Origin of the sequence: Methylotetracoccus oryzae (genome assembly GCF_006175985.1) — a bacterium.
Classification (GTDB): Bacteria; Pseudomonadota; Gammaproteobacteria; order Methylococcales; family Methylococcaceae; genus Methylotetracoccus; species Methylotetracoccus oryzae.
Genome location: NZ_SRSH01000001.1, coordinates 362,488 through 387,577 on the forward strand (window position 1 = coordinate 362,488; position 25,090 = coordinate 387,577).

General features: G+C 64.3%; 20 protein-coding genes. 11 read left to right on the plus strand and 9 right to left on the minus strand.

What is annotated here, in order from left to right; translation table 11 throughout:
- Positions 1 to 49: 49 nt before the first annotated feature.
- Positions 50 to 913 carry a hypothetical protein gene (locus tag BWR02_RS01645; RefSeq protein WP_139556013.1) on the minus strand — a complete coding sequence of 288 codons (864 nt, stop codon included), beginning with the start codon at positions 911 to 913 and terminating at the stop codon, positions 50 to 52.
- 255 nt (positions 914 to 1,168) lie between these two features.
- On the opposite strand from BWR02_RS01645, the gene BWR02_RS01650 reads away from it, so the two are divergent.
- The 5 genes from BWR02_RS01650 to BWR02_RS01670 all read left to right on the plus strand — a co-directional run bounded on the left by BWR02_RS01650 (position 1,169) and on the right by BWR02_RS01670 (position 6,437).
- Positions 1,169 to 1,561, plus strand: coding sequence for a DUF3253 domain-containing protein (locus BWR02_RS01650; protein ID WP_139556014.1), 393 nt, complete (start codon positions 1,169 to 1,171; stop codon positions 1,559 to 1,561).
- A 127-nt stretch (positions 1,562 to 1,688) separates the two neighbouring features.
- Positions 1,689 to 2,042: a hypothetical protein gene (locus tag BWR02_RS01655; RefSeq protein ID WP_139556015.1), complete on the plus strand. Its 354-nt coding sequence runs from the start codon at positions 1,689 to 1,691 to the stop codon at positions 2,040 to 2,042.
- Positions 2,043 to 2,290: 248 nt separating this feature from the next.
- A complete protein-coding gene (locus BWR02_RS01660; protein ID WP_139556016.1) occupies positions 2,291 to 4,954 on the plus strand; it encodes a cyclic nucleotide-binding domain-containing protein in 2,664 nt (887 codons plus the stop codon).
- Between the two features lie 225 nt (positions 4,955 to 5,179).
- Entirely contained in the window at positions 5,180 to 5,980 is an 801-nt protein-coding gene (locus BWR02_RS01665; protein ID WP_139556017.1) for an MBL fold metallo-hydrolase, read from the plus strand.
- Between the two features lie 139 nt (positions 5,981 to 6,119).
- Positions 6,120 to 6,437, plus strand: coding sequence for a c-type cytochrome (locus BWR02_RS01670; protein ID WP_201276093.1), 318 nt, complete (start codon positions 6,120 to 6,122; stop codon positions 6,435 to 6,437).
- A 119-nt stretch (positions 6,438 to 6,556) separates the two neighbouring features.
- Here the strand turns inward: BWR02_RS01670 and BWR02_RS01675 are convergent, their stop codons facing one another.
- Positions 6,557 to 7,645, minus strand: coding sequence for a BLUF domain-containing protein (locus BWR02_RS01675; RefSeq protein WP_139556018.1), 1,089 nt, complete (start codon positions 7,643 to 7,645; stop codon positions 6,557 to 6,559).
- A 687-nt stretch (positions 7,646 to 8,332) separates the two neighbouring features.
- A complete protein-coding gene (locus tag BWR02_RS01680) occupies positions 8,333 to 9,010 on the minus strand; it encodes a glycine-rich domain-containing protein (protein WP_139556019.1) in 678 nt (225 codons plus the stop codon).
- A 392-nt stretch (positions 9,011 to 9,402) separates the two neighbouring features.
- Between BWR02_RS01680 and zigA the strand changes: the two genes are divergently transcribed.
- The 4 genes from zigA to BWR02_RS01700 all read left to right on the plus strand — a co-directional run bounded on the left by zigA (position 9,403) and on the right by BWR02_RS01700 (position 13,244).
- Positions 9,403 to 10,587, plus strand: a complete 1,185-nt coding sequence (gene zigA, locus BWR02_RS01685; protein ID WP_328591496.1) for a zinc metallochaperone GTPase ZigA — start codon at positions 9,403 to 9,405, stop codon at positions 10,585 to 10,587.
- A gap of 88 nt (positions 10,588 to 10,675) precedes the next feature.
- A complete protein-coding gene (locus tag BWR02_RS01690) occupies positions 10,676 to 11,359 on the plus strand; it encodes a DUF1826 domain-containing protein (RefSeq protein WP_139556021.1) in 684 nt (227 codons plus the stop codon).
- Positions 11,360 to 11,754: 395 nt separating this feature from the next.
- On the plus strand, positions 11,755 to 12,219 hold the full coding sequence (gene dksA, locus BWR02_RS01695) for an RNA polymerase-binding protein DksA (protein WP_139556022.1): 465 nt from the start codon (positions 11,755 to 11,757) through the stop codon (positions 12,217 to 12,219).
- A 32-nt stretch (positions 12,220 to 12,251) separates the two neighbouring features.
- Positions 12,252 to 13,244 (plus strand): CobW family GTP-binding protein, encoded by a 993-nt coding sequence (locus BWR02_RS01700; protein WP_139556023.1) that lies wholly within the window; start codon positions 12,252 to 12,254, stop codon positions 13,242 to 13,244.
- Between the two features lie 91 nt (positions 13,245 to 13,335).
- On the opposite strand, the gene BWR02_RS01705 is transcribed toward BWR02_RS01700, so the two are convergent.
- Positions 13,336 to 14,229: a DMT family transporter gene (locus BWR02_RS01705; protein ID WP_139556024.1), complete on the minus strand. Its 894-nt coding sequence runs from the start codon at positions 14,227 to 14,229 to the stop codon at positions 13,336 to 13,338.
- A 288-nt stretch (positions 14,230 to 14,517) separates the two neighbouring features.
- Between BWR02_RS01705 and BWR02_RS01710 the strand changes: the two genes are divergently transcribed.
- Together BWR02_RS01710 and BWR02_RS01715 are read left to right on the plus strand one after the other, a co-directional pair.
- A complete protein-coding gene (locus tag BWR02_RS01710) occupies positions 14,518 to 15,075 on the plus strand; it encodes a hypothetical protein (RefSeq protein ID WP_139556025.1) in 558 nt (185 codons plus the stop codon).
- Between the two features lie 354 nt (positions 15,076 to 15,429).
- Entirely contained in the window at positions 15,430 to 16,746 is a 1,317-nt protein-coding gene (locus tag BWR02_RS01715; RefSeq protein WP_201276094.1) for a cation:proton antiporter, read from the plus strand.
- A gap of 26 nt (positions 16,747 to 16,772) precedes the next feature.
- Here the strand turns inward: BWR02_RS01715 and BWR02_RS01720 are convergent, their stop codons facing one another.
- The 5 genes from BWR02_RS01720 to BWR02_RS01740 all read right to left on the minus strand — a co-directional run bounded on the left by BWR02_RS01720 (position 16,773) and on the right by BWR02_RS01740 (position 24,626).
- On the minus strand, positions 16,773 to 17,228 hold the full coding sequence (locus tag BWR02_RS01720; RefSeq protein ID WP_328591497.1) for a septal ring lytic transglycosylase RlpA family protein: 456 nt from the start codon (positions 17,226 to 17,228) through the stop codon (positions 16,773 to 16,775).
- A gap of 222 nt (positions 17,229 to 17,450) precedes the next feature.
- Complete coding sequence (locus tag BWR02_RS01725; RefSeq protein WP_162559971.1) at positions 17,451 to 21,365, minus strand: PAS domain S-box protein; 3,915 nt, start codon at positions 21,363 to 21,365, stop codon at positions 17,451 to 17,453.
- A 7-nt stretch (positions 21,366 to 21,372) separates the two neighbouring features.
- Positions 21,373 to 21,813, minus strand: a complete 441-nt coding sequence (locus BWR02_RS01730) for a response regulator (RefSeq protein ID WP_139556028.1) — start codon at positions 21,811 to 21,813, stop codon at positions 21,373 to 21,375.
- Positions 21,810 to 23,399 (minus strand): sensor histidine kinase, encoded by a 1,590-nt coding sequence (locus BWR02_RS01735; protein ID WP_162559972.1) that lies wholly within the window; start codon positions 23,397 to 23,399, stop codon positions 21,810 to 21,812. The genes BWR02_RS01730 and BWR02_RS01735 overlap by 4 nt, the downstream gene beginning before the upstream one ends.
- Before the next feature lie 111 nt (positions 23,400 to 23,510).
- Positions 23,511 to 24,626, minus strand: coding sequence for an HD domain-containing phosphohydrolase (locus BWR02_RS01740; protein WP_139556030.1), 1,116 nt, complete (start codon positions 24,624 to 24,626; stop codon positions 23,511 to 23,513).
- Positions 24,627 to 25,090 lie beyond the last annotated feature (464 nt).

Genomic DNA, 25,090 nt, shown 5'->3' on the forward strand with positions numbered 1-25,090 from the left:
CAAGCGGGGCTTGTTATTCTCGATTCCCAAAAGCACAGCCAACGCGCCCTCAAAAGCTCCGGACGAGCCGCACGGCCGCCTCGGCGATCGTGCCGTCGCTGGTGATACGCGCGCCGGCGCCGGTCTGCAGCATCACGTAGTCGGTCACCTCCCAGTGCAGCTGCGGCATCAGCAGCAGGGCGGCGCGGCCGGTGAAGGTGTGCGAGAAGTTCGTTTCCAGGCCGGCGGTCAGGTGGCCGGAAAGGTCGGCGAACAGCGACACGTTGGCGATCATCTCGACGCGGTCGCCGCCCAGCTCGGTGCCGGAATTGCCCCGCGCGCCGAACATGCCGAGGACGCTCCAGACCTCGTCGAAGCGTTTGCCGGCAAGGTACAGCAGGGCCGGCAGCCAGCTCGCCGGTGCGCGGTCGTATTGCACGATCAGCTGCGCGCCGTGGATGAACTGCCGCGCCGGGTCTACCCCGAAGGTCCATTGCGCGGCGCCCTTGTACGCGCCCAGCGTTGCGCCCTGAAACGGCGCCTCCAGTTCCAGCGCGAAGTCGTCACGCACCGCGTATTCCATCTCCGGCGCCCATTCGATGCCGCCCTCATCCAGCCCCAGCGCATCGGGTATGGCATCGCGACTCTCCGGCACCGGGCTTAGCGGGAACAGGCCGAGCGTGTTGACCTCGAACTCACCCCGGCGCGCGCCGAGCGGACGGATCAGGTCGAACACCATCGGTTCGGGAATGCGCGGGCGGTCGTCCTCGGCCGATCGGTCCTCGGCGCCGAAGGGCTCCGGGCCTTCGGGTGCGGCCAGCGGAACCGCGTCCAAATCGAACGCGCTCGCCAGCGGAACGGCATGCCAGAATGCCAGCGCCACCGCGACGAGGAACGCCGACCGGCGCCTGCCGGAAACCTGGCTGCGGCGCATCGGGCGATGGCCTGGCTGGGGTCGGCTGGGCTTCACCATCGGCCGTGACTGACGGTTCCTGTTCGAAAGGGACCGGCAGTTTACCGAGGCCAGCTTTCAGGGGGCTTACAGCCCGCAACGGCAGCGCCGGGAACGGCCCATGGCGTCGCGGGTCGAACCGTTTCGGTAAGCCGCGGAACGTGAAGCGTCGGTGCTGTTCCCGGCTCCGGCCGCATTGTCCGGCCATCGCGATGACCCAATGCAACCGATTTCACGATGCAGGAAACACTGACTTGTGCCCGCTGCGGCCGCCGCATGACACGCCGGCGCCGCTGGCGCGATCGGCCGGACACCGTCCGCTATTGTTCCGACGCCTGCCGGAATCGGCGTATCGGCCAGAGCGACCGCGCATTGGAAGCGGCCATCGTGAGCCTGCTCGAATCCCGCAGCGCTTCGGCGACCATCTGCCCTTCCGAAGCGGTGCGAGTCGTGTACCCGGAACTGCCCGGCAGCGAACTGCGCCGCCATATGGAAGCGGCACGGCAGGCGGCGCGGCGCCTGATCGCAGCGGGGAGTCTGGAAATGTTGCAACGTGGGCACGTCGTGGCCCCCTCGACCGCCCGCGGACCGATCCGGCTGAGACTCAAGCGAACGCCACCGGAGGCCTGATGGAAGCCTGCGCAACAGCGCCATGGACGCGAGCGTGGCGGCCGACCCGCGTCGTCTATCGCACGGAGACGCAGCAGTCGGGCTGTAAAGACCGGCTCCGGGAACGGCGGCCGAGTCCCGCGCCGCGATGACTACGCTGAACGCATCCGACGCCACCGGCCGCTGCCAGATTTGCGAGCGCTCGGGCCTGCCACTGACACGGCACCACCTGATTCCGCGCTCCCAGCACCAGAAGCGCTATGCGCGCGCGAGTTTCAGCCGCGAGGAACTGCTCACCCGCATCGCCTGGGTCTGCGCGCCGTGCCACAAATATCTGCATTCGGTGTTCGACGAGCGCGAGCTCGGCCGGACGCTGAATTCGCTGGATCGGTTGCGCGCCCACCCGGAAGTGCAGCGCTTCGCGGTCTGGCTGGGCGCCAAGCCCCCGGGCTTCCTGCCTCGCGTCTACACGATGAAACGGCCTCGCATCGAGAAGGGCTGACCGGTAGCCTGCCACGCTCTGGGTCACGGTGACCTCATTCGTCCGGCGACGGCTTCCGGGCGACTGGTTCGGAGGTAATCGGCTGGCGAATCGACCAGCGATCGAAAGGCCTTTTCACTTGATAGGTTCGACCGTATACAATCCACAGCCGAAACAATGCCGGGACTGTCGAGTCCGATCCGTTCGGGGGTGCAGCGGACACTTTTTTCCGGCCTTATGTAGTACGTCCCTTCACGATGGCGATCAGCATGGGCCAACGATTCCGGGCACCGCCCCCCTCGCGATTTCTTCCGTCACGCCTGTTTGCGGCCCCCGCCTTCTGGCTGTTGCTCGGTTGCGCCGGATTCCTTTTCTTCTGGCCCGAACTCGGCGAAGCCCATGAGCGGTGGATTCTGACGCCGAGCCAGATCATCGAGTGGAACGCCAAGCCCAGACCCGGATTGTTCAGCCACTGGAGCACCGTCAATGTGACGATGATCTCCGGCTTCGCGTTGTTCACCGCCGGGTGGATCTGGCTGGGCTTCACGGGGGCCCGTGAACTCTTCCCCGATCTACAGGCCCGCCTGGGAGCGCTCGGCGACTATGTGCCGCCGGTCCTGCGGTTCTGCATGGCCTGGGTGCTGATCTCCTCCGCCATCGGCCTGGAGCCCCGCTACGGAGTCGAGCGCTTTTCCTCGCCCACGCTGTTCGCGCCGGATCTCGAACTGAGCTTGCTGGGCCCCATGGGCGCGGGTTTGCAATGGCTCGAACTCGCGCTGGGCCTCGGCCTGCTCTTCGGCATCTATGTCCGGCTCCAGGCCGTCGGTTTGCTGGTCCTTATCCTGCTCGCGACCCTGCTGTTCCAGGCCGACATGCTCGCGTACCTGGGCGCATTGCTGGGCGTGGCCATCTATCTGCTACTGCAGGGCCCAGGCAACTTTTACATCCCGTTGCCCACCCATCCGGCGCTGCTGGACTGGCAGGCGCAACTCGCCGAGATTCCGCGCCAGCGGGCGCAGGCCATCATGCGCGTACTGACGGGGGTGAACATCTTCTACCTGGGGGTCCTGTACAAGGTTTTCCAACCGAACCTGGTCCTCGGCATCATCAGTATCTACGACGTTCCGTTGTTCTCGGCGGCACCGGAAGGCTTCACGATGCTGATGATGCTCGTCGAGGTCGTCGCCGGCATCCTGATCGTCGCGGGCATCCTGCTAAGGCCTCTGTCGCTGTTCTTTCTGTTCGCGTTTCTGTTTTTCGCTGCGCTATTGCCCGAGAGCTGGATGGCGCATGCGCTTTACTATGGCGTGATGATTTCCTTTTTATTCAACGGAGCGGGGCACTGGCACATGCCGGAAGCGCAAGACAAGTCGGCCCACATCGTCGTTATCGGTGGCACGGTCGCGGCGATTCATGCCGCAATGAAGGTCGAGAAACTGGTCGGACAGTATTCGAATGTCCGACTGACCCTGGTCCACGACGACCCGAACATCCTGTTTTATCCCCTGCTGCCGGAAGTCATCGGCGGCACGATGCAGCCCGGAAACGCCGTCAATCCAATCCGACGGGTACTGCCGCAGACGCATGTGATTCAGGGCTCGCTCAGTCAGATCGAGGCCTCGGCCAAACGGGTACGACTGCGGCTCCGGAACGAGCAAGCGCTGACCATCGACTACGATCAACTGGTCCTCGCGCTGTTTCCTATCCCCAAGCTCACCGGCATTCCCGGCCTGATGACGCACGCAAGCCCGATCAACTCGATCGGCGACGCGCTCCAGATCCGGAAGAACATCATCGACCGCGTGGGAGAGGCCGAGGCCGCCTCATCTCCTGCGGACATCGAACGGCTGCTGACCTTTGCCGTCATCGGTTCCGGACAGCGGGCCTGCGCCAGTGCCGTCGAGATCTGCGAGATGCTCAACGCCGCGGAACCTTCCTACCGCGTTCTGAAGCAGCATGGATGGAAGGTTCATCTGTATGAGGACACCAAGATCCCCTACAGCCGCTTCGAGGAAGAGATCCAGGCGAAGCGTGACAGGGAATTGCAGAAGGCCGGGGTCACGCTCTGCCCGGGACGCGAGGTCGTCGCACTGACGCCTCAGGAACTGGTATTCGCCGACGGGCAGAGACAAGTCGTCGCCTTTACCGTCAACGCATCCTTCACCCTCCCGCGCGTGCAGGTCGACGACCGCGTGTTTACCTGGCCATTCGAGCTCGACGACCAACTCCGGTTCACGCAGAACGCGAACATCTGGGTCACGGCGATGCAGGATCAGGATCGTGCACGCCGGTTCCTGACCACGGCCGACTGGGTGGACCTGGGCAAGGCCGCCGGCGCGAACGCCTGGGCGGCGTCCCAGGGCTACGAAACCAAGACCTACCACCCGAAGAAGCGCTGGTTCCAGCCCTACAACATGGGTCGCCGGTCGATCTGTCGTATCGGCCCCATCGTTTTCGGCGGCTTCCCCGCATGGCTGGCCTCGCGGGTCAGTCATCTGGCCGCTTTCCCCGGTCTCGAACGAAACCTCCGTGTGTTGCTGGACTGGTTCCTCGATATCCCCTTCCGGGCGGACATCGCCATCCTAGCGCCCGACCCGTCATCGCGACTGGAGCGGATTCACCTCGAAGCCGGCGACGACGTCATCCGCGAAGGTGAGACCGGGGACGTCGCCTACGTCATCGAATCCGGCCGGGTCGAAGTCCTGAAAAAGGGCAAGCGCGTAACCGAGTTGGGCGTAGGCGAGTGCTTCGGCGAAATCGCACTGATCGGCGGCTCCACCAAACGCGTCGCGACCGTGCGTTGCCTGACGGCTTGCGAACTCACCGTGCTGGGCAAAGACGACTTCCAGGCGCTGACGCTAGGCTCGGGCGCCCTGGCCAAGGCGATCCGGACCCAGGCGGATGACCGCCTCAAGGCCTTGCGCAAATTGTGATCGCGCCGATGCGGCGCCGCGTTGCGCAGTCGCCCGTTGCGGTACCGATGATCGCGAAACCCTGACGTTCGCCTGACACCGAGTCGGGTTTCAGGCGCCGACACCGAAGCAGCAGCGGGCGCGTGAAGCGCGAAGCGACCACACACCAACCGGCGATAGGGAATCCCTTCGACTTTGTCCTGGATTCGCTCTATCATCGATCCGATTGCACGATAATGTTTCGCCATGAACTTGACATTCATTGGGGCTGGCTCCGCCTTTTCGCTCGAGAGTTTTCAGTCCAACATGCTGATCGAGAGCCGCGGAAATCGTTTGCTGGTCGATTGTGGAGGAGACGCCCGTTTCGCGCTCAACCGACTCGGACTGGGCGCCAAGGATATCGACGCGCTCTATGTCAGCCACTTACATGCGGATCATATCGGCGGCATCGAGTGGTTATGTTTTTCCCGGTATTTTACCCATTCATCGAGACCCGAACTTTTCATCAACAATCGGCTGGCTGAATTGTTATGGGAGCAATCTCTGCGCGGAGGCATGGCATCGATACAGGAACGGGTTGTCGGACTGGATGATTTCTTTGCCGCAGTTCACCGTTTACCCGCAAACGGCATTTTCGATTTTGGCAGTGTCCGGTGCCAGCTGTTCTCGACCGTGCATTACTTCGACGGCTACGAACTCGTGCCCAGCTATGGCCTGCTGCTGGACGTGTACCCCGAGGAATTCGACATCGCGTCCCCTGCCGCGCGAGATACGGCACCGCGCCGCCGGGTGATGCTGACCACCGACACTCAGTTTTGCCCAACACAGTTGCGCGATTTTTATAATAGTGCAGACGTCATCTTCCAGGATTGCGAAACATCGAACTGGAAATCAGGCATCCATGCACACTATGACGATCTGTGTACACTGCCTGATGCGATACGCGCCAAGATGTGGCTTTACCACTATTCAGACGGTAAATTGCCTGACGCGGTGGCGGCCGGTTTTGCAGGTTTTGTCAGGCAGGGACAAACCTTCAGCTTCTGAGCCGTATAATGGTGTCCGAGAAGCCGGGGCAGCATCGAGCACGCGTGTTCGGGCATGACCTCCCGCGGATCGCCGAGAACGATTCTGAACAGCCGCGCTGTCCAGATCGTCTCCCCATCGTCACGCTACCTTGAGAAGGATGAAAATGAATAAAGCACTACGCAACACCCTCTTCCTGGGCTTGGCTTTGCTTTCCATCGACACACCTGCCAGCGAAGCATTGGCAAAGAGCAAGGGCTGCCTGGGCTGTCACGGCATCGACAGCAAGATCGTGGGTCCCGCCTATAGGGATGTCGCCAAGAAGTATGCCGGAGCGGCGGACGCCGCAGACAAATTGGCCGAAAAGGTTATGAAGGGCGGCGGCGGAGTATGGGGCCAGATGCCCATGCCTCCCAACCCGCAAGTCAATGCCGAGGAGGCCAAACAGTTGGTCCAGTGGATTCTCGGTCTGCAGTGACCGATACGCTTGCCCTCACGGCCATCGCATCACCGACCCGCGAACGGGGTAAGACTTTCTAGGCTTGCGCTCAGGCGTCTTGGCCGACAGTCCCTGGGCGACTGGCCGTTTGCGTCGACTCAGGGACTGCGGCCAGGTGCTGCAGGCCCTTTCGCCAAGGGCCCGTCTGGCGCCGCAGCGAGCATCAGCGCGAGTTCGCTGGAATCCCGGAAATCCGCCACCACCGGATCGGCGATCGTGTAGACGGGGCAGGTGCCGGAGTGTCCTTTCAGCTCGAACTCGCCCGCGCACTCGAACCCCCAGTCGGATTTGGCATTTTCACGCACCGCACGGCTGACCGCGAGTGCCCGATGAATGACCCGGGTCAGGGATTCGAGCCGCTGCGCTCGATTGACTTCCTCGCCGAGGATCGTGTAATCCATCTTGATCGTTGACCCGATGTTGCCCTCGATAACCTGGCCTCGGGTCAGGCCAAATCCGCCGAAGAGGTACTTCCTAAGCCGGCCTCCAGCTACCCCGGCACGGAAATGCTGCAGGTCACCCAGCGCCTTGACACAGGCCTCGATCGCGGCATCCGGCGCCTCCGCCGGAAAGTGCGCCATCACACAGTCTCCAATATATTTGGAAACCTCTCCCCCGAATTCGATAATCCTCTTTGAACACAGTTCAAGGTAGGTATTGACTGCGAGGGTCACCTCCTCCGTTGGAAACCTCTCCGATAGTAAAGAAAAACCGACCATGTCCCCAAACAGGATGATCCTGTCGACTGCCTTGGGTGGAATTTCGAGCGGATTGATGCCCTGGGTCAGCAAATGCAGCACACTTGGCTGGGTGTAGCGCTCGATGATGCGGTGTGATTCCGCAATCGTCTCCAGCATGAGACGCACTGCCTGCAGGATCATCCCTTGCGACTCCTCGAGCCGAACGGTTCGCATGGACCAATTCGGGAAAAGTCTCGTCGAAACCCCATCCTCGCATTTGAGGATCAGAAAATCCCGGTGACGGGGATCCCGCCGGATCTTTTCAACCAGCGACTCCACGATCACCTGCTCTCCTTCCAGAATCTGGAAGAAGAATTCATGGGCGAAAAGCAATACACCGGTCACATCGATCTTCTTGTTGTTCCTTGACGATATACGGCCGATCGACCGGATTTCATCGTCCGAAAGCGATGTACTCAAGGAACTGATATACATGATTCTTCGCATGGCGCACTGGGCTCCTGGCTCTTGGATGAGCTCTTATGTGTATCTCCGGGCCTTCACGGCCCGTCTGAAGGACGGGCCCGGCGCATGGCGCTGCGGCGGGCTTTCCGGAGTCGGCATTCACTCTTGGCCGATAGCAAGTTACGCAATGCGCGGCACGAAGGCAAGCGCAAGACCGGCATTGATTTACTCAGGTCGACAGGCGTATTGGAACATGCACGTCGAGCTGAGCGACAATTCAGGGGATGACCGATAGTCCCCCATAATTGGCTGAGCTCGCCACAGGGTAAGCGGGTTTTTCGCCAGCCATGAACCGGCTCTTTGGTCTGCAGTAAAGCAACCCTTCGATCAGGCTCAAGTGCAGTTGCCATACCCAACAGGGATTAATCATGGCGGCACTGGAGAACTCATGGCAAAGGCGTGTCATGGCGCGAGACGCGCCGATTTCTGGCCTAAATCCGGTTGACGACGTCAGGAGATGCCTTACAGATGGAAGGCGACGGCAGCAAGCCCCTGCAGCATCACGGCGGCCGAAAAGTTCAGAACGTACCAAGTGCACATTGGCAATAGGGGGCCGCAGTGAAAGCACATTTCGGCCCCCCGTTGGACCAGTGGGCCGCGTACCAGAGCTCAGAGCAGAGGCGGCGCCCCCCCCTTTACCGCAAGAACCGGCGCCACCGGTCCCGGACGCTAGTCACCACCGCAACTGCCGCCATCCCCGGCTCCGTCGCCGCCTGCAAAGCCCTGGTCGGCAAAGCCATCGGTGGTTCCATCGAAGCTCGTCGATGAGAAATCCCCGACGCAATAGACCGCGTGGGCCTTGGTGCCACCCGCGTCAGTCCGCCGCGCCGATTCGCAGTCGGCCTCGTAGTGGAAACCGTCGGGGATATCGAGAGTCGCGTCCAGGGTAAACAGGAGGGGCAGGCGCGTCGCGGCGCGTGGATCGATACCCTCTTCGCAGCAGGCAAACCACCAGCATCGGCGCAAACCCGCGTTACTTTGCCGCTCGCTCCCGAGCACCGAGGCCGGCGTGTGGTGCAGAAATCGCCCGAACGCCTTTGAACAAAACAGCTGATAGTGTTTGGTGTAGAGAATGAACTCGTGCCACAGGTCGTCCACGATCTGTGACGGCATGGATACGAACTGCCGGCCGCTCTTGAGGTAGACCAGGAAGAACTGGCACAGACCCTGCCCTACGAGTTCGCAGTCTTCAGGCGTCAGCTCGGGGCGACGTTTGCGGAACCCGTCGAACAGGCCGTCAGGCCAGGTCATGGCGCGAATATAGGCCTCGCGCCGAAGGGCGCGCTCGTGCCGCCAGAACATCACCGACGCAACGATCAACACAATTACGACCAGCCATTCATTCATCGCGGCACACAACCTCACGTAAAGGATCCGTCTCCGCGCCGCCCCGTGGTCACGCCATGCGTTCCCGCACCGCTGCGGAGAATGGAATCGTCCGCCTGCAGTGGAGCGAGCGCTTCGGGAACAGACTCAGGGACGGTAGGCAGCAGCTTAACTCAAGCCTTTCAAGGGCGCCTGAGCATACTACGGTCCATCCGGTGCAACGAGAGGTCCGCTCTGCGGCGCAGGATCGGATACTCCCGAAACTCGGTTTGTCAGCGTTGACAGCAGCGCTCAACCCGTCAAGAATGTTATAACATCACATTATTGGCGACTTCTCCATGGCTACTTCCTCCGCCTCCCTCAATGCCGCCAACACGGGAGAAGAACACGCGACCAGGAGACTCCCGGTCACCGTGCTGTCCGGGTTCCTCGGTGCCGGCAAGACCACCCTGCTGAATCATGTGCTCGCCAATCGCGAGGACCGCCGTGTCGCGGTCATCGTCAACGATATGAGCGAGATCAACATCGATGCCGCGCTGGTCAAGAGCGAGGCGGGGCTGAGCCGGACCGACGAGAAGCTGGTCGAAATGTCCAACGGCTGCATCTGCTGCACGCTGCGCGAGGATCTGCTGATCGAGGTCAGCCGGCTCGCCCGGGAAGGCCGCTTCGACTATCTGGTGATTGAGTCGACCGGCATCTCGGAGCCGCTGCCGGTCGCCGAAACGTTTACGTTTCGCGATGAACAGGGCGCCAGCCTGTCCGATCTGGCTCGGCTGGACACGATGGTGACCGTGGTCGACGCCGTGAATTTCCTCAAGGACTACGAGGAGGCCGACGCGCTGGCGGAGCGCGGCGAATCCCTGGGCGACGACGATGAGCGCTCGGTCGCGGACCTGCTGATCGAACAGGTCGAGTTCTGCGATGTGATCCTCGTCAGCAAGGTTGACCTGATCAGCGCCGCCGAGTTCGCGAACCTGAAGGCGATCCTGCAGCGCCTGAACCCGGAAGCCCATATCGCGCCGATGCTGATGGGGCAGGTGCCGCTCGACACGGTCTTGGACACGGGCCGCTTCGACTTCGCTCGCGCCGAACGCGCCGCGGGCTGGCTCGCCGAGCTGCGCGGCGAGCACGTGCCGGAAACCGAGGAATACGGCATCCGCGGCTTCACCTACACCGCGCGCCGCCCGTTCCACCCGCAACGCTTTCATGACCTGCTGCACGCAGGGCTGGGCACCGGCAACCTGCTGCGCTCCAAAGGCTTCTTCTGGCTCGCCTCGCGGCCGGACGCCGTCGGCTCGTGGTCTCAGGCAGGCGGCATCATGCGCCATGGCTGCGCCGGTCAGTGGTTGGCCGCCGCGCCCGAGGAAGACGGGCCGACCGATGCGGCGCTGCGCGACGAGATCCTCGCCAACTGGGCGGAACCCTACGGCGACTGCCGCCAGGAACTCGTCTTCATCGGCCAGAACGTCGACGAGCCGCGCCTGCGCGAAGCACTGGATCGCTGCCTGCTGACCGATGCGGAGCTCGCGGCGGGGCCCACCGCGTGGCGGCGCTATGCCGACCCCTTCCCGCAGTGGTTTGCCGACGAAGCAGCCTGACCGAAGTCGTGGATACACCCATTACCCCGCAACCCCGTTGCGCGAGGCACTGCCAACCCCCCACGCTGATCCGCCAGGAACCTTCTCCATGAACGCAGTCTGCTATCTGGAAGAACGTACTCTCGCCCCCGCGCCTCGAACCGTACACTCCACGGACCCGGCCGATCTGTCGCGCATCTACGATCCGGACGTCAATCTGTGCATCATCGAACGTCAACCCCCGCCGGAAGTGGATCGCTTTGTCCGTGGCCTGCTGGCACAGGCGACGCCGATCGAGGTGGCCCGGACGATCCAGTTCGAGTCTTTCGACGGGCGGGACCTGCTGCCCGAGGAGTTGCGCGATCCGGGCGCCGGCGGTGAGTCCTGGCGACGGGACGTCATCCGGCTGACCGCGTTGTTCTGTGATCTGTTCGAGGCCGATACTGTCGGCCTGCGCCTGCGGCGGCTGGAAAGACCGATGTGCCCCCGGTTTCACACCGATTTCGTGCCGGCGCGGCTGATCTGTGCTTACGGTGGCCCGGGCACGCAATGGCTGCCGGAAGATGCGGTCGATCGACGGCGGTTGGGATCGCGCTCGGGTGGCCTGCCCGATGCCGAATCGGGGCTGATCGGGCGCACCGATGCGGTCGAGGAAGTCCCGCCGTACGCGATCGCCTTGCTGAAGGGCGAGCGTTGGGAGGGCAACGAGGGGCGCGGTGCGGTGCACCGTTCGCCGCAACATACCGCGGGCGAACCCGTTCCGCGGCTGCTGCTGACACTCGATCTGATCTGACGATGAGCACCACATCCCCGCTGGATAAACAGTGGCCTCTTCCGGGGGACACGGACTCGCGGGTCAAGCCGAGAAGATCATTTCCCATGCCCGGTCCTGCATCCTGGATCCACCCCGTATGCCGGCACGGCCTCGCGGTCGAGTGCCGCGTCCCGCTGACGCCCGGGTCCATGACCCGACGACCCGGCATTCCGCGGCACCCCACGCATGGGCAGACGGCACGCGTTCTCGCCGAGGCCTACCTGGCGCGGCAAGCCCCGTGCCACGCGCGCTTCGAGACGACTTCGCCGGCCGCAGGCTCTCCAGGGACTCCGTCCGACCACGCCGGGCTGTCGGCGGAGAGTGGTTTAGGGCAGTATGGCGGGCTAGTTTGACTGAGTTAAGGGGGACCCACCATGCGCGAAGACCCGGAAGCCTCGCGAGCATCGCCCGACAGGCTGCTGCCGGAATCGCTGACGCTCGATGAATCCGTGTTGCTGGCAATGCCCGACTGCGAGTACATGGGCCGCGAGCAACAGGATCACTTTCGCGCTCGCCTGCTCTGGATGCGGGCCAGTTTGCTGCTACACGCCGACGTGACGCGAGCCCATTTACGCGAGAACGAGCCCCTGGCCGACCCGAGCGATCGGGCCACAATCGAGGAAGAGAACCTGTTGGAGCAACGCGTGCGAGACCGCGAGCGCAAACATCTGCGCAAGATCGAAGCGGCACTGGACCGCATCGACGCTGGCACGTATGGCTACTGCCTGGAAACGGGGGAGCCCATCGGCCTGAGGCGCTTGCTGGTGCGGCCGACGGCCGAATTTTGCCTGGAAGTCCAGGAAATGCACGAACGCCGGGAGCGGGCACGTGGCTCGTGACCCGTCCCCGGCACCATGAAGGACTGCCGCCGATGACCCGCGCCGCGCCCTATCCGATGCTGCCGGTCTGGGTCATTACCGGATTCCTGGGCAGCGGCAAGACGACGCTGGTCAATCGGCTGCTACGGGACCGGCCGCGTTCTGCGGTCGTCACCAATGAGTTCGGGGCGGTGCCGGTCGATCAGAAACTGCTTGAGCATGCCGGGGCACCGCTCGCCGTGCTGTCCGGCGGATGCCTGTGCTGCCAGGTGCGCACCTCGATGGCGCCGTTGCTGAAAAACCTCTGGATGGCCTGGCGGGAAAGGGATCAGGATCCCTTCGAACGGGTTCTGATCGAAACCAGCGGCGTGGCCAGCCCCGGGCCGGTGCTCGACACCTTGCTGTGCGACCGATGGCTGGCACAGCGCTTCCGGCTGGAAGCCGTCGTCACGACGGTGTCGGCCGTCGATGGCAGCGTACAGCTCGCCCGTTTCCCGGAGGCCGCGGCCCAGGTCGCGCTCGCGGACGCGCTGCTGATCACCCACGGCGACCTCGACTCGTCGGCATCGGCGGAAACTCTGGCGACCGAGCTCGACCGGCTGGCGCCGGCCACGCCCCGCATCGCTGGTCATCCGGATAGCCTGGGTTTCGATGCGCTGCTCGCCCTGCATTCGAGCGCGTCCGGCTTTCGCCCGGTTCGAGGCGATGAGCTCGAGCACAGTTTCCGCAGCGTGACCCTCAGCCTTGAGGCACCCGTCGACCCGGCCCGGCTGCAGAGTGTCCTGGCCGACCTGCTGCACCGGCACGGCGCACGCCTGGTGCGCGTGAAGGGCCTGCTGCCGGCCATGGACGGGGGATCGCCGCTCGTCGTGCAGGCTGCGGCTGGCCGTTTCTATCCACCGGTCCCGGTGCCTGGCCCCCTGGCCGACCCGAGCCGCGGACAGCTGGTGTTCATCGGCGCGGGGCCGATCGACGACCTCGCACAGGCAGTCGTCACGGCCCTGGCCGGCGGCAACAGGCCACCCGCGCTGCGCGGGCTGCATTGAATCTGTCGGGCTCGGAGCGGTGCGGAGGGGGCTTACGCGGCATCGCTGCTTGATCGCACGCAACCGGCCTGCAGTCCGCAGAGCGTGAGACTCAGGCCTGCCCGGGCTTCGCCCCGCGGCGCATTCCCCGCAGGGTCAGACCATTCGCCAAAGCCGTGCCGGTGAGGATGACACCCGTCGCCAGCACGGCATGCCAACCGATGCGCTCGCCCAGAAAAATTGCGCCCCATAACATCCCGAAGACCGGAATCACGAAGGTCACGGTCAATGCACCGGTCGCGCCGATCTCGGCGATCAGGCGGAAATACAGCAGATAGGCGACGCCGCTGCAGAGGACGCCCAAGGCCGCGACCGAGGCGACCACCGCGACGCCGGGCCTGGGGATTTCCGCCACGAACGGCAACAAGGGGATCATCAGCACGGTCGCCGCAACCATCGTGCCGTGCGCGTTCGCAAAGGGTTCGACCGACTTCGCGGAGCGTGCATAGGTCGTCGCAATGCCATAGGAGAACGCCGCCCCCAGCGCTGCCGCCATCGCCCAGGCACCCTGAGCCGGCAGCGACACCGATTCCACACCCGCCAGCAGCGCCACCCCGGCGAATCCCAGGATCAGCCCGACGGCTGACGGGAGCGTGAGCCGCGCCCGCATCCACAGCGCACCGATCAGAGCACTCCAGATGGGGGCCGTCGCGTTCAGTATCGACAGCAAAGACGCGGAGATCGTCTGCGCCGCGTAGGCCAGCAGCAGGAATGGCAGCGCCGCGTTCAGCAACCCGAGCACGACATAGTGCCGCCAGTGAACGGTCAGGTGCAGCGGCTTCCTCAAGCCGACACCGACGATCAACAGAAACAGCGCGGCCAGGCCAACGCGCAGCGCGATCAGCACGGTCGGGCCCAACACCGGCGCGCCGATGCGCATGAACAGGAACGATCCGCCCCAGATGGCCGAGAGGATCAGTAGCCGCAGCAGGTTGACCGCACTCATCAGCTCGAACGACCGTCCGCGGGCGAACCGGAGAGAACTGCACCGCGGAGCGCCCTCGGCCGGATCGGGCCCGACACTGCTCGGTGGAGCTTCGGGCCAGCGCCGTGCGGCGCGGCCCGCTTGCGGGACGGGGGCATACGGTTTAGTATCGAAACCACATGGCGCGGGCGCTGCGCGTGTAGCATAGGACACGCGGAGACACACTCCCCTCGCGGCTTCAGCCGGCCATCGCTCCGCGCCATCCCTGCATGCCTATAAGTCGAAGAACACGTCATCGGAGACAAGCCAATGATCAAAGTTGGAAACTACCTCGCGCTCGGCGCCCTGTTGGCGAGCGCCCCGGCTCTGGCCGGCGAAGACTACCTCCGTTTGCAGGAGGCCGAAGTGGAATGGGCGGGAACGGCCGCTGCCAAGACCGTCTCGGTCGAAATAAAGGCGGCCGCCTCGGTGCCGATGGACGGCAAGTCCGGCGCCTTCGGCTATGCCTTGCTGTCGGACAGCGGCAACAACGTCCTCGTTATCGTAACCCACCTGCCGATCGACGACAGTTCGTATGAGACGGTGCCCAGCGGCTTCCATACCCACGTACTGGATCTGAAGGCGCCGGGCCCGTCCTGCCCCGGAGCGAACTTCGAAGTGGATCTGCCGGGATCGAAGGCCAACGCGCGATTCGATGCCGACTACCAGTGGCAGGCCAAAGGCAGCGAGATCGAAGTCGAGCACATCCCTGCGGCCGACCTCGGCGATGCCGGCATCGAAAGCGTGGCCTCGTTCAAGTTGAAGCCCGTCGTCGGAGCCGACGGCAAACCGACCAACCTCTGCGTGTCCGTCATCGAGCAGATCTAGGGCGGCGACACGCCGGTGCATCGCCCCACCGCGGCCGTGCATCGGCGACTGTCCCGGACATCCCGGCCCGGAACGGTGTAGCGACACGAGCACCGAAACCACCCGAGGGTGGTCTTGGCTCGGCCTCCCACATCGCCGAGGAACATCCCCGCCCCGCCTGGCTCCGCTCCCGCCCAGGGGCCATCGCTGCGACCCCCAACCGAGAACGCGCGCGAGTGAATGCTCCGCACCGCCCGCATCGCCGGGCCGCCATTGTCGCCTTTCGTGCAACCATGGCACACTGCGCCCGGTCGGAAAGCCTCCGACCGGGGCCGCATTCGTCTCGCCCAGCCCCGGGATTCCGCGCATTGGTTGGTGACCGCGGAAACCGGCGGTAGTCTCGGCGGGCACCCGCTGCCGCTCGCCTCGAGCCAGTCCCATAAAGCCCTGTGCCGCATGAATCTGATCCATATCCTCTCGCTTCTGGTCGTGTTGGCGGCCGCGTTCAGTTACGTCAACCACCGCTGGCTGCGCTGGCCGAGCACGATCGGCCTGATGGTCCTGTCGATGACACTGTCGCTAGGTCTGTTGGTCGTCGGTACCTGGCTGCCGGAAGTCGAGGAGTCGGTACGGACGATGCTCCATCGGCTGCAGTTCGACAAGTTCATGATGGAGTGGATTCTGAGCTTCCTGCTGTTCGCCGGCGCGCTGCACGTCAGTATCGAAGATCTGTTGCGCCAGAAATGGGAGGTCGCCGTCCTGGCCACCATCAGCGTCGTCCTCTCCACGTTTCTGGTCGGTGTCCTGTCGTGGTGGGTCCTCAATCATCTCGGTTTCGGTACACCCTTGATCTGGTGCCTGCTGTTCGGCGCGCTCATTTCGCCGACCGACCCGATCGCCGTGCTGGGGATCCTCAAGACCGCCAAGGCACCGAAGTCGCTGGAAACGATCATCGCCGGTGAATCCCTGTTCAACGACGGGATGGGCGTGACGATGTTCTCGCTACTGCTCGGGCTCGCAACGGGCCGGCGCGCAATCGACCTTGAAGGTGTTTCGGTCCTCTTTCTGGAGGAAGTCGCCGGCGGCGTGGCGTTCGGCCTTGTGCTTGGCTGGCTGGGCGTGCGTCTGGTGCGCACCGCCGACGATTTCAACGTGGAGCTCATGATTACCGTGGCGATGGCGATGGGCGGGTATACGCTGGCCTCGGCGCTCGGCACCTCCGGACCGATCGCGATCGTCGTGGCCGGACTGGTGCTGGGCAATCACGGCCACCATCTGCAGACGATGGCGCCCCGCAACCGGCTCTATCTCGACCATTTCTGGGAGTTCGTCGACGAGGCACTGAACGGGATTCTGTTCGTCCTGATCGGTCTGGAACTGCTGGTGCTCGTCAGCCGCGGCGAACATGCGCTGGCGGTGCTCGGCGTGATCCCGATGGTGCTGTTGTCGCGCTTGATCAGCGTGGGCTTGCCGATCGGGCTGATGCGCCGTTTCCGCCGTTTTCCGAAGAAGGTTGTCCAGACCCTGACGTGGGGTGGACTGCGCGGCGGGGTTTCGGTCGCTCTGGCTCTGTCACTCCCGGCCGGTGCCGAACGCGAGGTCATCCTGCATCTGACCTACGGTGTGGTCGTGTTCTCGATCATCGTCCAGGGGATGACAGTCGGCCGCTTCGTCCGCACCGAGAGTGCCTGAGGCGCCGTTGCCACACGCGGCGATGGCTACTGAACGGCCTCCACCAAGACCCGTGCCGTACCGCGGCTGACGACCCCGAGGCGCTTCGCCGCACCGTAGGAAAGATCGATCAACCGTCCGGGCACGAACGGCCCCCGATCGTTGACGACCAGCGTGATCCAGGTGCGCGTATCGAGATTCGTCACACGCACCCGTGTGGGCAGCGGGAGGGTCCGGTGGGCGGCGCTTAGCCCTTCCGGATTGAACGGCAAGCCCATGGCGGTCTGATTACCCGATTCGAACCCGTACCAGGACGCGATGCCCGCGGCCCGATAGCCTCGGCTCGTCGACATTGGAACGAAGCGGTAACCCTTGACCGTATAGGGCCGGTTGTACGCGGCTGACAGTTTCGGCGGCGGGAGCCGCGCACTGACTGTCGCGGGCGGTGGCGCGCGACGCTTCGGGGCCGACGAACAGCCCGCCAGCATCAGCGCGGCCGTCACAGACAGCAATATCGTCAGCCGGGACGGGCAGAGGCGGCTGGCAACGAATGTCCGAGATCTGCGAAACATAAGCTGGTTAAGGGACGCTCGATCGCTGCGGCTCCGGACAAGACCTGCCCGCCGCGGAGCCCGGCCCACTGACTGGCGACTACCGCGCGGGCCCCTCACGGGCACCTGTGACACCTCATTGCCACGGTGCCGCGGCGGGCTCCGGACCCAGCATCAGTCGCGCTCAAGCCCCCCCGTGTCTTCCGACGCCGTGGGTACCGGCCCACTCGCCTGCTGCAGCAAGCGCAAAGCGCCTGGGTAATCGAAGGCGGCGATGCGCCGCAGGACGTCTGCTGCCGATGCACCGAGCGCACCGTTGAGGACGCCTGCATTACGCTCAGCCAACTGGCTGGCGGCAAGGTCGCCCGCTTCGAGCAAGGCCAGCAAACGCGCTACGACGGCGCCGCTGAGTTCCGGATTCGGCGCGGCGGCCGGTACCGACTCAAGTGTCGGCATCAGGCCCCTGAGGCGTCCGATCAGATCCTCCAGCGCTGATCTCACCGCCGCCGCCGCGTGCTGGATCTCGCTCGCCGCGGCACCATGACGCAGCAGGGCATCGAGCTCCGCCGCCAGTTGCTGGACCAGGGTCGCGCCGATACTGCCGGCAGCCCCCTTGAGCGCATGCGCCCGATGCCGTAATTCGGTCCAGTCGCTTTCCGCAAGCTCGTGCCAGGGCAGGACATCCGGCGCGTACTGTTCCGCGAACATTTTTAGCAGGCGCCGATACAGCCCTTCGTTACCGCGCACGAGAGCCAGACCGTACGCGGCATCGAGGCCAGGCACAGAGAAGGACTGCGCGATCACCGCGGCCGACTGCGACGCCGCCTCCGGCTTGGCTGGGTTCGAGGCGTCTCCCCCCGCCAGCAACGGCAACCAGGCCAGCAGTGCCGCGTAGAGCTTGTCGGGGTCCACCGGCTTGGCCACGAAATCGTTCATCCCGGCTTCCAGGCAGGCCTTGCGGTCCTCCTCGAACACGTTAGCCGTCATCGCCAGGATCGGCGTCGCTGCATGGCCGGGCAACGCGCGGATGGAACGGGCAGCGCCCAACCCGTCGAGCTCCGGCATCTGCACGTCCATCAAAATCAGCGCGTAATCGTTTTCGGCAGCCCGATCGACCGCCTCGCGCCCGTTCGATGCGGTATCGACCGAAAAGCCCACTGCACGGAGCAGTTCCAGCGCGACTTCCTGGTTGATGGCGTTGTCCTCCGCCAGCAACAGGCGGGCACCGGCACAGCGCCGTCGCAACTTCGACTCGGCATCAGGGTCGACTGCCGCGCGGGGCGCCATGACCGGCTGCACTCGCTGGAGCCAGGCAGTAAACCAGAAGAGGCTGCCCCGCCCCGGCTCAGTCTCCACGCCGGTTTGCCCACCCATCAGTTGCGCCAGCCGGCTCGTGATCGTCAACCCAAGACCGGTACCGCCATACCGTCGGGTGGTCGAGGCGTCTGCCTGCTCGAAGGCATCGAACAGGGTCGGCAGCTTGTCGGCGGCGATGCCGATGCCGCTGTCCTCCACTTCGAAACGCACCAGGACATCGGCATCCTTTTCCCCCAGAACTCTCGCCCGCAGTTGGATGCTGCCCCGCTCGGTGAATTTCGCGGCGTTGCCGGCATAGTTCAGCAGTGCCTGCCGGAGTCGCGTTTCGTCGCCCCGAACCCACGACAAGCTCTGGTCCAGCTCGATCGACACTGTCAGCCCCTTGGCCTGCGCATCGGCCGCGATCAGGGCACCCACCTGTTCCAGCAGGGTACCGAGCTGCAGATCGACCCGCTCCAGCACCAGGCGGCCCGCTTCGATCTTCGACAGATCCAGAATGTCGCTGATGATGGACATCAGGTGCTTGGCAGCCGCGTCGATCTTGGTCACATGGTCGCGCTGCCGTCCATCGAGCGAGCTGCGCTGCAGCAGATGCGTCAGCCCGACGATCGCGTTCATCGGCGTGCGGATTTCGTGGCTCATGTTCGCCAGAAATGCACTTTTCGCCCGATTCGCGGCCTCTGCGCGCGCGCGCGCCTCGGCCAGCTGCACCGTCCGTTCCTCGACGAGACTTTCCAGGCGCTGGCGATAACCGGCCAGCTCCTCCTGCGCCAGCTTGCTCTCGGTGATGTCCTGCTTGACCGCGAGATAGTGCGTGATGCGCCCATCCGGTTGCCGGATCGGGGCAACGATCGCTGCCTCGACATAGGCGGTACCGTCCTTACGCCGATTCGAGAACTCGCCGGACCAGACGCGTCCTTCGGTCAAGGCCCGCCACAGCGCTGCATGCGTGTCCGGCGCCGTCTGTCCGGACCGCAGGATCCGGGGATTCTGGCCGATGACCTCCTCGCGCGTGTATCCGGTCACACGCAGGAACGCCTCGTTGACGTACTCGATCTCCGCCTGCAGATTGGTGATCACGATACTCTCGGGACTCTGCTCCACGGCCTGGGACAGTTTACTGAGCTGCTCTTCCGTGGCCTTACGCTCCGTGATGTCGACGGTGATCGCGGCGTAAAACTGGGGCTGTCCCGTCGTGTCCGCACTGACCCAGGCGTTCATCATGGTCGGAAACACAGAGCCATCCAGACGCCGGTGCCAAACCTCCTCGCCGACGAAGCTGCCTTCCCGATGCAATTGCTCCACCAGGGCCAGGACCCGAGGACGCTGCTCGTCGCTGTGTAGCACGAGCAAAGGACATCCCACCAGCGCGGATCGATCCCAGCCGTGCATTCGGGCAAAGGCCTCGTTGACATAAGTCAGGCGCGTTTCCATGTCGGCGATGGCGACGCCATAGGTCGCTTCTTCGGCCAGGGATCTGAACTGCCGCAGTTCCAGTTCGCTCGTCTTCCGCTCCGTGACGTCATCCACCAGACCGTGCCACACCGTTCCGCCGTCGGTGTCCGGGACCGGCATGGAGCGGCCCTCGAGCCAGATCGTGCCTTTGTGGGGATGCAGATAGCGGAACTCGCTGTGCCAAAGCTTCTGGGACCGGGCCGATTCCGTGATACCTGAGATGACCCGTTCCCGGTCCTCGGCGTGGATGCGTGACAGGAATGGCGAGAAATCACGCGCCAGTTCATCCGGAGCCAGTCCGAACACCTCTGCGGCGCTCGGGCTCGCGTACGGCATGGCGAAGGCGCCATCCGGGCCCTGTCGAAATGAGTAGATCACCCCGGGAGAGGCCTCGACCAGATTGGTGAGCTTTTCCGACACGTCCTGCAACGCGGCCTGGGCCGCGCGTTGATCTTCCAGCACGCGCAGCAGCTCCAGACGAGCGCGTTCGGCTTCTTCCGCATTCCGGCGCAAGGTCGCCTCGGCCCGATTGCGCTCGGTGACATCGAAGAAAGTGGCCAGATAACCGTCACCGATGGCCGTGCCGGAAATGAGGTAGCTGCGCTCCTCGCCATTCCTGGCGGTGACCCGGTACTCTTCGGCCAGAATGTCGCCGCCGCGCTCCGTCGCCGCCGACACGGCGGCCGTCCAGGTATCGATCACCCATTGCCGGTAGGCGGGATCCGGGTAGGCCTGCTGCCACCAGTCATCGAGCGTCGGCAGATCGGCACGGCTGTAGCCGAACGCCTGCTCGAAGCGGGCATTGCACCCGACGATGACGCCGCTGCTGTCAACGTGACACAAGGGGACCGGCGCGTGATCGAACAATTGCCTGAAGCGCGCTTCGCTGCGCTGCTGGGCTGCAGCCGCTTCCCGTCGGGCCTGTCGCTCCCGGGCATCCTTCAACTCGCGCTGCACCGCGGGCGCCAGACGTGCGAGATGGTCTTTCATGAGGTAGTCGCTGGCGCCCGCGCGCATCAACTCCACCGCACGCTCCTCGCCGATGTTGCCCGACACCACGATGAACGGCAGGTCCAGCGGACTGGCCTGAACGATCGGCAGCGCGTCGCCGGCCGTGAAGCCGGGTAGCTGATAATCCGACAATACGATGTCCCAGGCGCCCTCGGCCAGCGCCGACCGAAGCTCGTCGGCATTCTCGACCCGTCGGTGGGACACCGCGAAGCCGCCGCGCTGCAACTGCCGCAGCACCAGCGCGGCATCGCTGGGAGAGTCTTCGATGATCAGTACGGAGAGCGGGACTGTCGCGAAGGCGTCCATTGCCGGCTCAGCGCGACGGTGGGGGCTCATTGATGACGAGCCAGTACAGCCCCAGCTGTTTGACGGTCCCTACGAAATCGCTGAAGTCGACCGGCTTCCGGATGTAGCTGTTGGAGCCGAGATCATAGCCGCAGTCGATATCGTGCTCCTCGTTGGACGAGGTCAGGATGACGACCGGTACTCTTCGGGTCCGGACGTCGGCCCGAATACGGCGCAGCACATCCAGCCCGTCGACCCGCGGCAGTTTCAGGTCGAGCAGCACCAACACCGGCAGATCCGTCGCGTCGCGGTCGCCGTGTGGCCCCGTGCCGAACAGATAATCCAGCGCCTCCTGCCCGTCCTCGGCCACAACCAGGCGATTGCCGATACCGTTTTTTGCCAGGGCTCGCCGCGTGAGCCCAACGTCGCTGGGATTGTCTTCAACCAGCAGGATCACCTTCTCTTTCATGCCTCAGCCCCCAGCGTGAAATAAAGGGTTGCACCACGATCAGGCACGGCCTCCGCCCAGAGCCGCCCCCGATGCCGTCGGACGATGCGCTGCACCGTTGCCAGACCGATCCCCGTACCGGGGAACTCACTGGCCTTATGGAGCCGATGAAACGGATCGCCCAGTTTGTCAGCGTGCGCCATGTCGAAGCCCACACCATTGTCGCGCACGAAATACACGCGTCGCAGGGCACCCGCCTGCCGCGTCTCTTCGCAGCCGAACGCGATGCGCGCCACCGGACGCGGTCGCGTGAACTTGAACGCGTTTTCCAGCAAGTTGGTCAGCGCGATTTCGAGCAGCCGGGCATCGCCCTCCGCCAGCACGCCGACCTGAATCGTGCATTCGATCTGTCGTGACGGTTGCGCCTGCAGCAGCCGGTCGGCGACCGTCCGGGCGAGTTCGCTGAGATCGAGCGATTCGTACCGGAGCTCCTGCCGAGTCACGCGGGACAGCAACAGCAAATCATCGATCAGACCGCCCATCCGCTGCGTTTCGGCACGCACCAGGTCGATGTAGCCTTGCGCCGTGGCATCGAGTTGCTCACGGTAGTCTTCCATCAACGCCAGGCTCCAGCCATCGATCCCGCGCAGCGGCGCCCGCAGATCGTGCGCCACGGAGTAGGAAAATGCTTCCAGCTCCCGGTTGGCCAGTTCCAGCCGCTCTTCGGCGCGCTGCAGTCCGCTGATATCTCGCGCGGCGGCGAACACCCCGGCCACCCGGCCGGCCTCATCGCGATAGACACTGGCGTTATAGAGGACGGGGGTGACGGCTCCCGATGCATGGCGGATCGCCAGTGGAAAGTCGATGACCCGGCCATTGGCATAGGCCTCCTGGTAGCCAGCTCGGGCTCGCTGCGGTTCCGTGAAGTAATCGCTGAAATCGCTGCCGATCAGACGTTCCCGTCCGCAGCCAGTCGCCTGTTCGGTGGCCTCGTTGACGTCCAGGATCCGGCCATCGGCACCGATGGTGACCAGTGGGTCCAGGCTTGCCTCAATCAAACTGCGAGCGTACTGGTATGACTCGCGCAGTTTCTGGTTCGACGCCTCCAGCTGTCGGGCAGATGGCGCCTTCAATGCCATCGGCATGCTGCGCCACAGGACGATCGCCGTAGTCAGGGACAGCAGAGCCGTCAGGACCCGGGCACCGGCATCGGCGACGTAGCTGGCCCGCCAGACGTTGATCACGTCGAAGACATGCGTCGTACCGCAGGCCATTACGAACAGACCAAACAGGACCAACAGCCAGCGATGGGAGACGTCGGGGCGTTTCCGTGCGAAGAACCAAAGTGTGAAAGGGATTGAAAAATAGGATGCGGCCGTGACGCCGTCAGCGACCACCAGCGTGGCCACCAGACCGGACTGCCACTGCAGGCAGTAGCCATGCGGCATCCACTGCAACGCATTCAGGGAGGTTGTAAACCAGTCGCCCATCGCTCCGCCTACCGCCGAGTCTTGAGGCGTCGCGCCGCCATGACCGCCGCTCGCCGCATGAGTGGATTGGAGATAGGGTAGCGTGATGACGGAAGGGCGGGCACCATGGCGGGACATCTGTCCGGGACGCGAGCAGTTCCCGCGGCACGGTCGCACGGCACACGCAACACGGCCTCGCAGCGCGCCGTCACAGCGCTCGCCCGCGGCGCTTCGCATCGGGCCAGCACCTCAGTCGATTCCGGTGTGACGCTCGACGATCTCGGCAAACGCATCGAAGCCCTCGATGAAGGCGTCGGTGACATCCGGATCGAAGTGACGGCCTCGTTGCGCGGCGATCATGACGCGGGCTTGCTCGAGCGGGAAGGCCTTCTTGTAGACGCGCGGAGAAACCAGGGCATCGAACACATCGGCCAGCGCCATCAGCCGCGCGCACACGGGGATTCGGTCTCCCGCCAGTCCATCGGGATAACCGGCGCCATCCCAGCGCTCGTGATGCGACCGCGCGATATCCTTGGCGACCGACAGAAACTCCGGTGGCTCTTCGATGTCCTGCTCCGCCCGTTCGATCGCGGCAGCGCCCAGTTCGGCATGCGTCCGCATGACACTCCATTCCGCGGCGGTCAACGCGCCGGGCTTGCGGAGAATGTGATCCGGGATGCCTACCTTCCCGATGTCATGCAGTGGCGCCGAAAGGATTACGAGTCGGATGGCGTGCGCATCCAGTGAATCGCGGAAGCGGGGGTGATCCTGCAGACCGTTTGCCAACAGCCGGACGTAGGCTTCGGTCCGCAGGATGTGGTTACCGGTTTCCGGGTCCCGCATCTCGGCCAGGTGCGCAAGGGCCCGGATCGTGAGGTGCTGGATCAGGTCGTTTTCGGCCATGCGCCGGGCGACTTCCGTTTCCAGGAAGGAATTCTGATCGCACAACCAATCCCGGGCTCTCTTGGCGTCGATCTGCGCACGAACCCGAGCCAGAACGACAGCGGGCTGAATGGGCTTGGTGATGTAGTCGGCGGCCCCGAGGCCGAGACCATGCGCGACTTGAGCGGCCTCATCCAGCCCCGTCAGGAAGATCACCGGAATCTTCCGCGTGACGGGATCCGCACGCAGCCGTTCGAAGACTTCGTAGCCGTCCACATCCGGCATCATCACATCGAGGAGCACGAGGTCCGGGATCGGATCGCGCCGGGCGTAGTGGAGCGCCGCCTGACCACAGTTCGCGACCTTCACGCGATATCCGGCGTCGCTCAGCAGCTCTCCGAGGACTTGCAGATTCTCGGGCGCGTCATCCACCAGCAACAGCGTGCGGGACAGGTTTCCGCCATCAAGGTCGCAGCTCTTCATTCTTGGACTTGGTACGGCTGGCCTGATCATTAGACTTGTCCCGACAGGCCGGATGTCATGCCCAGTCGAGTCCCCTGCCGAGGGAGAGTTCCGCGGATGGAAAACAAACACGGCACGCGCCGCAGGTCGTTTGCTGACCCGGTCGCAGCACCCGCCGATGAGCACCCTTTCCCCCCTAAGCCCCAGGGATTATACCGAACGAAAGGGGTAGCGGATGGGGTGTTTGGAGACCTTCCATGCCAACGGTCAGACGCTTCGCAAGGCGACTGGAATTGCCGCTCGAACCGAGTAACCACCCTTCGATACAGGTGTTAATCCGCCAGCGCGATGGGGGCTGAGGTCAACCCGCGGAGAAGGCAGCCATTCGCGGAACCCGGATCTGCCCCGACGAAGCGCCCGGCCCCCCCGGTTTTCGCCCTTGATGACGACTATCAACGTCGCGGCATGTCAGCCTTTCTGGATAG